This window comes from Paenirhodobacter sp. (assembly GCF_041916475.1).
GTDB lineage: Bacteria > Pseudomonadota > Alphaproteobacteria > Rhodobacterales > Rhodobacteraceae > Rhodobacter.
Window position 1 is genome coordinate 1 of the sequence record NZ_JAYRZN010000059.1, and the last position, 12,119, is coordinate 12,119.

General features: G+C 68.8%; 7 protein-coding genes. 4 read left to right on the forward strand and 3 right to left on the reverse strand.

Annotated features, from left to right (window positions below; genetic code table 11):
- Window positions 1-241 precede the first annotated feature (241 nt).
- Window positions 242-2,260, reverse strand: coding sequence for a penicillin-binding protein 1C (pbpC, locus tag ACOMG5_RS16575; protein WP_420344898.1), 2,019 nt, complete (start codon window positions 2,258-2,260; stop codon window positions 242-244).
- Window positions 2,257-7,653, reverse strand: coding sequence for an alpha-2-macroglobulin family protein (locus ACOMG5_RS16580; RefSeq protein WP_420344899.1), 5,397 nt, complete (start codon window positions 7,651-7,653; stop codon window positions 2,257-2,259). The genes pbpC and ACOMG5_RS16580 overlap by 4 nt, the downstream gene beginning before the upstream one ends.
- A 159-nt stretch (window positions 7,654-7,812) precedes the next feature.
- On the opposite strand from ACOMG5_RS16580, the gene ACOMG5_RS16585 reads away from it, so the two are divergent.
- Complete coding sequence (locus ACOMG5_RS16585) at window positions 7,813-10,044, forward strand: response regulator (RefSeq protein WP_420344900.1); 2,232 nt, start codon at window positions 7,813-7,815, stop codon at window positions 10,042-10,044.
- Between the two features lie 68 nt (window positions 10,045-10,112).
- Here the strand turns inward: ACOMG5_RS16585 and ACOMG5_RS16590 are convergent, their stop codons facing one another.
- Window positions 10,113-10,289 (reverse strand): hypothetical protein, encoded by a 177-nt coding sequence (locus ACOMG5_RS16590; protein ID WP_420344901.1) that lies wholly within the window; start codon window positions 10,287-10,289, stop codon window positions 10,113-10,115.
- Between the two features lie 105 nt (window positions 10,290-10,394).
- Here ACOMG5_RS16590 and ACOMG5_RS16595 point away from each other — a divergent pair, with 105 nt between their 5' ends.
- From ACOMG5_RS16595 to ACOMG5_RS16605, 3 genes are all read left to right on the forward strand, one after another.
- Window positions 10,395-10,820 (forward strand): hypothetical protein, encoded by a 426-nt coding sequence (locus tag ACOMG5_RS16595; RefSeq protein ID WP_420344902.1) that lies wholly within the window; start codon window positions 10,395-10,397, stop codon window positions 10,818-10,820.
- Window positions 10,820-11,278 (forward strand): AAA family ATPase, encoded by a 459-nt coding sequence (locus ACOMG5_RS16600; RefSeq protein ID WP_420344904.1) that lies wholly within the window; start codon window positions 10,820-10,822, stop codon window positions 11,276-11,278. Before ACOMG5_RS16595 ends, ACOMG5_RS16600 begins: the two co-directional genes overlap by 1 nt.
- Before the next feature lie 324 nt (window positions 11,279-11,602).
- On the forward strand, window positions 11,603-11,848 hold the full coding sequence (locus tag ACOMG5_RS16605; RefSeq protein ID WP_420344903.1) for a hypothetical protein: 246 nt from the start codon (window positions 11,603-11,605) through the stop codon (window positions 11,846-11,848).
- The last annotated feature ends 271 nt before the right edge of the window (window positions 11,849-12,119 follow it).

A 12,119-nucleotide genomic window follows, 5' to 3' on the forward strand; every position in this document is an offset into this window, starting at 1 on the left:
GCTGCACGCGATGAGGGTTCCGCGCGCCGGGCGATTGCTCATCCCACGCCGAAAGGCGTAAATCAGCTACCGGCTCCGGTCGCGGCTGGATGAAATACCAGTGGCAGGTCAGCCCCTGCGGAGGGGCAATCATGGCGAGCGGCAAAAGTCGATCAACTCCGGGCGAGGATCGCTTTCCGTCAGATCCGGCGCCACAGCAGCACGGCTCACCGCGAGGTCGTTTGCGAAAGACACCCCCCGATCAGGGCGGCCCGAGGCGAACCTCGGCGCTGGCCGCGCGGCCTTCGGCGTCGATCACGGTCAGCGTCACATGCCCGGCCGGCGGCACCGGCAGCGCCACTTCGCGCCCGTGCACGCCGCTTTCCACCGGGATCCCGTTCGCAAGCCACAGGAACGGCGGCACCCCGCCGCGCAGCTTCGCCGTGAGTGCCATGCCGGGCGGCAGCTCGATCTGCGCGCCATCGGGGGGGAAGCTCAGCTGCGGGCCTTCGGGGGGGCTGACCGCGCCGCGCGGGCGGAAGCGCTGCAGCGGCTGCGGCAGCAGCGCATTCGGCACGATCAGCGTGGCGCGCGGTGGCGGCGGCAGCGGCGCGGGCGGCCCGGCGCGGCCCAGTAGCTCGAACAGGACGGGCGCCGCCAGCTCGCCGCCAAAGGCGCCCGGAACCGGCGTACCATCGGCGCGCCCGAGCCAGACACCTGCCACCAGCCGCCCGTCATAGCCCACCGCCAGCGCATCGCGGTGCCCATAGGAGGTGCCGGTCTTGTAGGCGATGCGCCCCGGCGTGGCGCCGGGCGGCGGCGGGATATGGGCGAGGATATCGCCCACCTGCCAGGCCGCCACCGGGCCGAAGAGCGCACCCGGCAGCGGCCCCGCCCGCCCCGCCTCTGCCGAGAGCCGCACCGGGCTGCCCAGCCGCGCGAGACCGGCATAGGCCTGCACCAGATCCTCGAGCGTGATCCCGAGCCCGCCGAGGCTGATGGCGAGGCCGGGAGTGCCGGGCAGCTCCACCCCCGCCCCGGCGCGCTTCAGCACCGCAAGGAGCCGCGCGGGCCCGAGTGCTTCGGTGAGCCGCACCACCGGAATGTTCAGCGACTGGCTGAGCGCCGCGCGCAGGCTCACCGTGCCGCGGAACTGGCGGTCGAAATTCTGCGGCTGCCACAGGCCGAAGGACACCGGCGTATCGTCGATCAGGGTTTCGGGATGCGCGAGGCCATCATCGAAGGCCAAAGCATAAATGAAGGGCTTCAGCGTGGAGCCGGGCGAGCGCGCCGCCCGCGACAGATCGACAAAGCCCGCGCGCGCGGTATCCGTCCATTCCGCGCCGCCGACCTGGGCCAGGATCTCGCCGCTGCGGTGATCGGCCAGCACCATCGCCGCCGAGACCTGCCCGCCCTGCCCCGCCACCGCGCGCCGCGCCAGCGCCTCCGCCGCGCGCTGCAGGCCCGCGTCGATCGTGGTCTCGATCCGGCTGCCGGGGGCAGCGGCCGCGGCCAGACGCCCGGTCAGATGCGGGGCCAGCGCCGGGAAATCCCGCCGCGCCGGGATCGGCTCGCGCATCGCCGCCTGCGCAGCATCGGCCGGGATCACGCCTTCGGCCACCAGCCGGCGCAGGACCCGGTCGCGCCCGATCCGCGCGGCCTCCGGGTGCCGGTCCGGGCGGCGGCTCTCGGGGGCTTGCGGCAGCGCGATCAGCAGTGCGGCCTCGGCGGGCGTCAGGCGGCGCGGCTCCTTGCCGAACCACGCAAGCGCGGCCGCCCGCACCCCCTCCAGATTGCCCCCCATCGGCGCGAGGCGCAGATACAGCTCCAGCACCTCCGCCTTGGACAGCCGCCGCTCCAGCGCCAGCGCCACCCGCGCCTGCCGGATCTTGCCCGCCATGCTGCCGGTCGGGCCCGCCTCCAGCAGCCGCGCGACCTGCATCGTGAGCGTGGAGGCCCCCGAGACGATCCGCCCGCGGCTCAGCCCCTGCCATGCCGCGCGCAGCACCGCGCGGCCGTCCACCCCGGCATGGCGGTAAAAGCGCCCGTCCTCATAGGCGATGAGCGCGCCCAGATAGGCCGGGACCACCGGGCCGGGCGCGAGCCGCCATTGTCCGCCCACCGGGAAGGCGCGCAGGATGGCGCCATCCCGCGCCAGCACCTCCGTGCCGACCGCGACGCGCAGATCGGGCAGCTCTGTGCGCGCGATCCAGTCGTCCAGCGCGTCGCGCCCGCCCGCCGCCACGGCCAGCAGCAGCGCGAGGGCCAGAAGCCCTTTCACCGTATCACCACCTGGCCCGGATCGGTATTGGCGCGCATCTCTGGGCGGTACATGTCGGCCACCGATGCCGCCGGATGGTGGAAGCTGCCGGGGCTGACCGCGCGGACGATATAGGCCAGGCGGAACGGCGCGTCGGACTGCCAGTCGAGCGCGGCGAGGAAGCGGTCCTGCCGGAATTCGGCCATCCGCGTGTCGGTTGTCACATCGAGCCAGTCGAGCGCCGCGATATCGCCGCCGCGGATCAGGTTCGGGTTGTCGATCTCGAAGCCCGCGGGCAGCGGGTCATCGACGATCAGCCGCGCCTCCTGCGGCCCGAGCGGCGTGACCTCCAGCACCGTCACCAGCCGTGTACCCTGCGCCACCTCGGCAAGGCTCACCGGGGTGCCGTCCATGGTGTAGGTGGTGCGGGTGATCTTCCAGCCCTTGCCGCCAGCCTTCTCGGGCACCTCCGGCACGCCGGTCGTCGTCAGCGTGAGCACCTGAGGCCGGTCCCCCGGGTTCGCGATGCGGTGCGCGCGGCCCTGCGTGGCGGCCTCCAGCACCCCGATCAGCGGCCCGTCGGGCGCCGCGCCATCGAGCGTGAGCCCGCCCGCATCGGGCCGGTCGATCAGCGCGCTGGCCGCGAGCAGGGTCCAGCTCGCCTCCTGCGTGGAAAGCGGCACCCGGCCGAGCCGCTCGGACAGCCGCGCCCCGATCGCCCCGGTATCGAGCGCGCGCGACCCGGCCTCCTGCGCAATGGCCAGCACCGCCGCCATATCACGCAGGCCCGAGCCGTAATCATCGCGCCAGACGGCCTTTTCCGCATCCGCCGCCGTGAGCATCCGCCCGGCACGGGCGAACATCGCATCCGCCCGGGTCTGATCGCCATAGGCGGCCAGCGCCGCGCCCAGTTGCGCCGCGGCCAGAGGCGTGGCGAAATCGTCGCCTTTCACATCGGCATAATAGCGCAGATCGCCCACCGCTGCGGCGCCTTCGCGCGCCAGCACCATCAGCTGATAGGCCAGCAGCCGCCCGCCGCCATTGGAGGCGGCATCGAAATCCGGGGCGTAGTTCACCTGGTTGCGCAGATTGTCGAGCGCGCTGCGGAAGGCCGTATCCGGCACCGGATGGCCCGCTTTCGTGGCCCGGCTGAGGAAATCGGTGACATAGGCATCGAGCCAGCCATCCCCCGAGCCCGCCTGCCACAGGCCGAAGCCGCCCGAAGCGTCCTGGTTCGTCAGCACCCGGGCGATGGCAGTGTCGATCCGGCCGCGCAGATCCTCGGGCGCGGCGATCCCCAGCGCGCTGGCCACCGAGGAGAGATAGAGCAGCGGCATCGCCTTCGAGGTCACCTGCTCGGTGCAGCCATAGGGATAGTCCTGCAGCGCGGCGAGCAGCGCGGGCGTGTCGAACCGCGCGATCGGCCCTGCGGCCAGCACCGCCCGCCCGGTGCCCGGCCTGAGCCCGGCGAACACATTTGCATCCAGGTTGAAGCTCTGCCCGGGCGCCAGATCGAAGCGCGACTGCCGCGATATGGCCGGGTCGTTGGTCTCGACCGGGATCGTGAGGCGTTTCTCCAGCAGCTTGCCATCGGGCGTGGTGAGCGCCACGCGGACAGGCTGCGCGCCCTCGGCCGCGGCGCTCAGCGGCACCTCCACCACGGCGCGGCCACCCTCAGTGAGATCCACCCCCGAGGGCACGGCGCCGAGCGTCAGGCCATCGGCGCTGACATCGAGGCCCATGCGCCCGGCCGGGCCGGAGGCATGGACGATTTCCAGCAGCAGCCGCGACCGATCCCCGGGCGCGAGGAAGCGCGGCACCGAAGGCGTCACCACCACCGGATCGCGCACCAGAACCCGCGCCTCGGCCTGCCCGACCCCGGCCTTCGACCAGGCCACGGCCATCAGCCGCACGGTGCCGTTGAAGGACGGCATATCGAAGCCGAGCTCGGCGCTGCCATCGGCGCCGATGCTGACGGGGCCGGAGAAATAGGCCACCAGCTCTTCGGTGGGCGGGGGCGCCTGCATCTGCATGCCGCCCGCATCGCCGCCCGAGCGGATCGCGCCCGGCGTGCCCGCGCGTCCGTCGATCAGCCGGCCGTAAACGTCGCGCAGGCCCACGCCCAGGCGCCGCTGGCCGAAGTAATGCCCGAGCGGATCGGGGCTGCGGAAGGCGGTGAGGTTCAGGATCCCCTCATCCACCGCAGCGACGGTGGCCCAGGCGGTCTCGCCCGGGCTCAGCCCCGCGACCTTCAGCGTCACCGGCAGCCGCGCACGCGGCGCCGAGGCCTCCGGCGCCTCCAGTCGCAGATCGAGGCGGCGCGCGCCCGGGTCCACCGCGGCATAGCCGAGGCCCATCGCCCGGTTCGGCGCGCGGCCCGCCTCCGCCGCCAGCGGCCGGATCACCGAAGCCGTCACATAGGCGCCCGCGCCCCAATCGCTGGTGACAGGCAGCGCCACCTCGTTCTCTCCGGCCCGGACGGCCACGGAGCGCAGCGCCACCAGCCGGTTAGAGAGCACCGAGACCAGCGCCACGCCCTCCGCCGGGGCCAGCAGCCGCAGCCGCGCGGTCTCGCCCTCCCTGTAGGCGGGCTTGTCGAGCGACATCTGCAGCCGGTCGGGGCTGTCGATCACGCCCGCGGGCGCATACCACCCGGCCTGAAACCGGACCGAAGCCGCAGCCGCCCCGCCCTCCAGCACCAGCTCATACTCGCCCCATTGCACCGGCACGGCGATCTCGCGCGGCCCGTCGAGGGCGAGATCGCCCTCCGCCACCCGGGTGCGGCGGCTGACGGGCTCCCAGTTCCACGAACCATTCACCGCATACCATTGATAGGTGGTCTCGATCCGGTTCACCCGCCAATGCGCCGCCATCGGCACCGGCGCCGCATCCGGCCCCAGGGCCACGGCCTGGAACCGCGCCTGCGCCCCTTCGGCCAGGGCGCCGTCGAACAGCGGCCGGATGCCCAGCACCGGCTCGGGCGGCATGACGATGCGGGCAATACTGCGCTCCACCGGGCGGCCGGAGCCTTCGCGCAGCCGCAGCTGGAACGTGGCCAGCAGCGGCCGCCCCGCGCCGCGGATCAGATCGGGGAGGGTGGCGGCCAGCCTCGCCTGGCCCTCGGCATCGGTTTCACCCGCGCCGATGCCCTCGATCGTGCTGTCGAAGGGCTCGTCCTGCAGGCCGAAGGCATAGCCTTCGTAGCCCGGCAGATCGGCCGCAGAACTGAGCCGCACCTCACCCTCATAGCCAAGCCCCGCCCCGGGCGCGCCGAACAGATAGCGCGCCGAGACATCCAGCATGGCCGGCGTGGCGGCATCCAGCAGCCCCTCGGGCAGGCTCAGGCTGAAGTCGATCCGCTCCGGCAGGAAATCCTCCACCAGCAGCCGCTGGGAGGCGAGCGGATCAGCCTTCGGATCGGCCAGCACATCGAGCCGCCAGGTGCCGCGCGGCGCCGTGGCTCCCACAGGCAGCGAGACCACATGCCCGCCCGCGCCCAGATCCGGCACCACCTGACGGGCATATTCCACCCCGTCGGGGCGCATCAGCCGCACCGTCAGCGGCACATTGGCAAGCGCGGCGGCGGTGGCATCGCGGGTCAGGATCGTGGCATGGATGGTTTCGCCCGCCCGGTAGGCGCCGCGGTCGGTCGCGAGGAAGGTATCAATGGGGGGCGCAGGCGGCTGGCCCGCCACGCCACGGTCCGAAAGGTCGAACTCCGGATCGGTGAGCGAGAGGAAGGACATGTCCTCCCCCTCGGTCACGGAAACCAGCGCGGGCGCGGCATTGCCCTGCCCCGCGGCCAGCGCCGCATCGAAATGCACCACACCCTGCGCATCCGCCGCAGCCGTGGCCAGAACCGCATTGGCGCGCGAGACCAGCGCCACCTGCGCCCCCGGCACCGCCGCCGCATCGGAGAGCCGCCGCACCGCGACCGTAAGGCCATCGGTGCCGCTGTAGCTGGTGAGGCCCAGATCGGAGATCACGAACCACTGCATCGCGGGCGGGGCTTCATAGGGATCGGCATCGGGGATCGCGGCCTTGAGCACATAGACCCCGGGCCCGAGCGGCCCGGTCACCTGCTGTACCGGCAGCCGGGTGGTGACCTCGCGGTTCAGCTCCTGCCCGACATCGGCCTCCCCCTGCCAGACCTGCTCGGCCAGCCGGTCCGAGAAGCCCTCGGCATCCCAGGCATCCAGCGAGCGCGCGAAATAGTCTGCGCGCAGCGCGGCCACAAGGTTCCTGTCCGACACCCGCAGCAGCGTCAGTCCCAGCTTTGCAGTGTTCACCGTCTGCACCGGCAGGCCCTGATCGGCGCCGCGCGGCAGGATATAGGCCCGGCCCGGGAAGCTCACCTGCGGGCCACGGTCGCGGATATAGCCGGAGAGGGTCACATCTTTCGCGAGCCGCTCGCCGGTGCCGGAGGGCAGGCCCTTGCGGAAGGTGATCTGGGCGCGCGCGCCGCGCTCCAGCCCCGCCACGCAGAGCTGGCTGCCCTCGGCCTCCACCGAAAGCCCCGTGCCCCGCAGCTGCACGAAGCTGCTGTAATCCACGCCGGAGCGCGCCAGATCCTCCGAAAACAGCGCACAGAGGCGCGGGATCGGCGCTTCGGCCTCCACCTGATCGCCGGTGATGCGGAAGCCGTATTTCGCCTCGGCCTCGGCAAGTGCTGCGGCAATATCGGCCCGCTTCGAAAGGCCAGCGGCGGCGCGCAGCGCGGTGACGGTCTCGCGCGTGCGGCCCGCGCGCTCCAGCGCCTGCGACAGGACATTGAGCGCCTCGGCCTGCGCCGGCGCCGCGGGCGCGCGTAGATAGCCATTCACCGCCGCCAGCACCGCCACATCGGGGTCATCTTGCTGCGTCAGCGCCAGCAGCGCGTAATTCACCCATTGATCGGAGCCATCCTCCAGCACGATCAGCGCGCCCTGCAGCGCGCGGGCGCGGGCCCAGTCCGCCTGCCGGCTGGCCGCGGCCAGCTCGGCCCGCACCTCGGCCGCGCTGGCAAACCCGGTCAGATGCGTGCGGCCGAAGTCCCCCGCCATCCGCGCCGCGCGCGCCACGTCATCGCCCAGGAACGCCAGATCCGCCTGCAGCCGCGCGGCCCGCTCCCGCACCGCCGGAGGAGTACCGATCACAACGCCCGAAACGGCGCCCTGATAGGGCGACATGCCCTGCACATCGGCCTTGGGGAAACAGGAATTGTTGCGCGCATTGAAGGTGATGGCCTGGCAGGCGGGATCCGCGAGGCAGGCCGCCTCGCAGCCTTCGGGCGTGGTATCGAAGATCTGCGCCAGGTCGCGCCCCTTCAGGTCCATGCCCTCCGCATAGGAGATGCGCCGCTCGGGCACCGGATCCGCCCATCCGGGCACGGCAAGGGTCATCGCCAGCAGCAAGGGCGCAACGAAACGGGGCATGATCTCCTCCATCCTGCAGGCCGGAATGGTCGCATGCCGCCCGGGCCGGTTCAATGGCCGCGCCGGGCGCGCAGCGGGGTTAAGTATAAATTCACGCGCCGCTGCCAGTCTGCCCGCAGTACTCAGGAGACGGGCGTGCGAGGCTCGGGAACGATTCGGATGCAGAGCACGGAAGCAGGTGTTTCGGACAGGCTGATGAAGGAGCGCCGCGCCCGGCTGGCCGCGGAGCGGCAGATGGACGAGCTGCGGCGCGAGCTGCATGTGGCCAACCAGAAGCTGGCGATGCATGCGCAGACGCTCTCGGACCAGATCGCCGAACAGAAACAGGGCCTGCAGCAGGCGCTGACCGAGGCTGCCTCGCTGAAGGGCGAGAATACGCGCTACCGCTCGGATCTGGAGCGCGCACTGACGCAGGGGCGCAACGCGCAACGCCGGCTGTGGGACGCGCTGGAAACCATCCGCGACGGCTTTGCCATCTATGACCACGGGCTGAACCTGGTGACGGCGAACCGCGCCTATCACGACCTGTTTCGCGCGCGGGGCGCGCTCGTCTCCGGGATCAGCTATGCCGCCGTGATGCGCATCCTCGCGACCGAGGGCATGATCGACATGGAGGGGCGCGACGCGAATGCCTGGCAGGGCGGCATGCTGGCCCGGATCCACCGCGACAGCCTGACGCCGGTGGTGCTGCGCACGATGTCGGGGCGCCATGTGAAGCTGACCGACCGCTGGGGCGCCGAGGGAGACCTCGTCTGCCTGGTGCAGGACATCACCGAAACCGTGACCCGCGAGGAGGAGCTGGAAGAGGCGCGCCGGCGTGCGGAGGCCGCGAGCCGCGCCAAGACCGCCTTCCTGGCCAACATGAGCCACGAGATCCGCACGCCCATGAACGGCATCGTCGGCATGGCGGAGCTGCTTTCGGAAACCGAGCTGACCGGGGACCAGAAGCTCTACTCCGACACGATCCGCACCTCCGGCGAGGCGCTGCTGTCGATCATCAACGAGATCCTCGAATATTCGAAGATCGAGGCCGACCGGATGAAGCTCTATCCGGAGCCCTTCGATCTGGAACGCTGCCTGCACGAGGTGATGGCGCTGTTGCTGCCCGCTGCGCGCGACAAGGGGCTGCGCCTGATCGTGGATTACGACCTGTTCCTGCCGACCCGGTTCATCGCCGATCCGGGCCGGATCCGGCAGATTTTCACCAACCTGATCGGCAATGCGGTGAAATTCACGCCGGAGGGCTATGTGCTCGCGCGCGTTGTCGGCTTCGAGCAGACCGAGCGGAACTATCAGCTGCACTTCTCGGTGGAGGATACCGGCATCGGGATCGGGCCGAACGATCTGGAGCATATTTTCGGTGAGTTCAATCAGGTGGAATCGGCCGCGAACAGGCGGTTCGAAGGCACCGGGCTCGGGCTGTCGATCACCCGTCACCTGGTGCAGATGATGGGCGGCGAGATCTGGGTGAAGAGCGAGCTCGGGCAAGGGTCGTGCTTCGGCTTCGAACTCGATCTGGTCGCGGATGAGGTGGTGGAATCTCCGGCGCAGAAGAGCGAGCCCATCACCCTGCGCGCAGCCCTGGTGATCGACGACATGCTGGTGAACCGCATGGTCCTGGAGCGCCAGCTCGAGGCCTATGGCCTCACCGTTACCGCAGTGCGCAGTGCGGCGGAGGCCTACCGGCTGATCGATGGCGGCGCGGATTTCGACGTGATCCTGGCGGATTCCAACGTGGCCGATATGAACCCCGCCGAACTGGCCGCGAAACTGCGCGGACAAGGTGGAGAGACGCCGGTGGTGATGATGACGGCCGATCCCGCGGCCTGCGCCCGGTCCCGCGCCGCGGACACCATGATCAACTGCATGGAAAAGCCCATCCTGCGGTCGGACCTTTACCGGATGCTCCAGCAACTGTCGCGCCAGCGCAAGCCGAAGGAAGTGGCCGCGCCGGTAGCCACCCCTGCCCCGGCCCCCGTCGCGCAAAATGCCACGCTGCGCCAGATGCGCGTCCTGACCGCCGAGGACAACCGCACGAACCAGCTGGTCTTTGCGAAAATGGTCAAGGACATCGACGTCGATCTGCGCTTCGTGGACAACGGGCGCGAAGCGGTGGAGATGTGGCGCAGCTTCAAGCCAGACCTGATCTTCATGGATATTTCCATGCCAGAGATGGATGGCAAGGCGGCCATCCGCGCCATTCGCGCCGAGGAAGAGGGGACCGGAAATCGCGTGCCGATCTGTGCGCTGACCGCCTATGCAATGGAGGGGGAAAACATCTCCATCCTTCAGGCTGGCGCCGATCACTACCTGACCAAGCCGCTCAAGCGCGCGGCTATTTCTGCGCGGATCGCGGCTCATCAGCCATCAGAGTGCCGTACACCGGTTTAAGTATACTCGGCCGTGTTGCGCAAACTGCCCGAGAGCCGGAACTCTGCCCTCCGCCGTAGAGAGCTGGCCTACGACTTCTGTGGCGGGCATACTGAGGGTACGCAAAGCCGCAGGATCGCGCTGTCCAAAGGCGACATGCCGGGCGGATCGGCTAGGTAGCGCTTGTCGCGGCTGTCCACCCCGTCGCGGTAATCGGGGGGCTCCTCCCGCCAGGCCAGCCAGTACTTCTCTTTCGTCTCGATCACGCGACTCTTTTGCGCAATTCGGCTGTTAGGCGAGGTTCCCCTATCCCCGGACAGACTTATTCCACGACCTCAGTGACAGGTATGCCGAGCGCGGTGTAGCCATTCATGACGGCTACGGTTCACATTCCCAAGTATCATGGGTTCGAAAACCTGCGGATCACCGATGGCAAAGGCAATCCGATCGGCTTCGCCCATGCCGACACGCCGTTTGACGTTCTGGACCAGCGCGGAGCCAAGAAAAGCGCCCGCCGCACCGGAATCTATAATCAGGCCATTTCTGACCTGAGCAAGTCGGCTCCCGACATCGACATGATGGAGGAACTGCTTGCCTATGGTGAGCGGCGCGGCGACGTGATCCCGAACACGCCAGATGCAGTGGTTTCGGTCAGCGGATTGGGCGGCAAGGGCCTCGCCCGCCTGCCAATCTCAGCACCCGAAGACAAGTCTCCAGAACAGGAACAGGACGAGGTGCGCATGATCGATAAAGCGCGGCGCATCCCCCTCGCCCCTCATGAACGGAAGGTATCGTGATGTTGACCACCCCGTGGATCAGCCCGGTTTTCGTGGAAATCAAGGCCGTCAAGCGTGTGCGCGATGCGGTCAGGAATGCCATGATGCCCCCCTATCCCTCCCATGTCATCAGCGAACCGGGGCGCGGAAAGACCACCGCCCTGTGCCATATCCTCAAGGAATTTGACGAAGCTTATCTCGAAATCGGCGAACAGCAGAAATCGACCGGTGGCCTGTATCGTGGCCTGCTTGATGCGATCGATGTCTATTACAGCCCCACCGCCTACGAGCGCGACCTTTGCGATCAGGTCATTTCGAGCTTCAAACGCCGCATGAACTGGTCCGTTGGAGGGAAAGACCTCCTGATTGTCGATGAATTCCAGACCGCCGAAGACCGGACGAAGCGGGAGCTTCTGCGGCTTCGCGCTAGTCCTGAGCGGAAACTCCGAGCGCATCGCCTCTGCGGGCAAGCGCGATAAACGCGCCCTGCAACAGATCAATGACCGGATCGGCATGACGGTTCATCTCCCTAATCTTGACGGTGAGGATTGCGTCAGGCTGGCACAAGCCTATGGCGCCGAAGGCGAGCATGCCCGCTTGGCGATCCGCGTGCTCGGCAGCAAGACCAACGCCCGCAATCTCGCACGTGTCCTGCAACGCGCGAAGGCCGAAACCCAAGGCACCTCCATCCGCCTTTCGAACCTGAAGAACGCGGTGCTCAGCATCTACGGCAAAGCCGACGCTCTCAAGCTTCTTAAGCCCCGCTGCCCCCTCATCTCCACTCTCCCGGAAAGGAGTTCTCCATGCAAATCGCCAAGATTCCCCTCAAAGACCGCGCCATCATTATCGACGACATGCAGCGTGGCGTTGTGGCCCTGCGGGCCTTCAGCACCACTCTTGACGCCGTCCTGATCCATGACGGCAGTTGTCTTCAATCCAGCGACAGCGGCATGGCAGCGCTCATCGATCGGCACATTGACGCCCTGGACGAAGGCCTTGCCATCCTGCGCGCACACGAGCGCGCCCCTTTAAATGACCCTTCCCTCTAACCCACGGAGTAACGACCATGGACGCTATTCGCACCGACAATTACGGCGGCATCCCCGAGCTTCTAGAAACCATGCATACGGACATCAGCATGTGCTCTGCCCCCTAGAAACTGGATCGTTTGAATCTGGAGTTTTCGGCTAGTTTTGACCTGCCACGGGAGTTTTCCTCCATCTGCGATTAGAGTCCGGCCCATGGAGAGGACGGACGATGAAGAAGGCACGACTGACGGAAGAGCAGATCATTGGCATCTTGCAGGAGCATGAGGCTGGC

What these genes read in the sequence shown, in the direction of transcription:
- ACOMG5_RS16580 (WP_420344899.1), bottom strand. Translation starts at nt 7,653, where the DNA reads ATGCCCCGTTTCGTTGCGCCCTTGCTGCTGGCGATGACCCTTGCCGTG.
- ACOMG5_RS16585 (WP_420344900.1), top strand. Translation starts at nt 7,813, where the DNA reads ATGCAGAGCACGGAAGCAGGTGTTTCGGACAGGCTGATGAAGGAGCGC.
- ACOMG5_RS16595 (WP_420344902.1), top strand. Translation starts at nt 10,395, where the DNA reads ATGACGGCTACGGTTCACATTCCCAAGTATCATGGGTTCGAAAACCTG.
- ACOMG5_RS16600 (WP_420344904.1), top strand. Translation starts at nt 10,820, where the DNA reads ATGTTGACCACCCCGTGGATCAGCCCGGTTTTCGTGGAAATCAAGGCC.
- ACOMG5_RS16605 (WP_420344903.1), top strand. Translation starts at nt 11,603, where the DNA reads ATGCAAATCGCCAAGATTCCCCTCAAAGACCGCGCCATCATTATCGAC.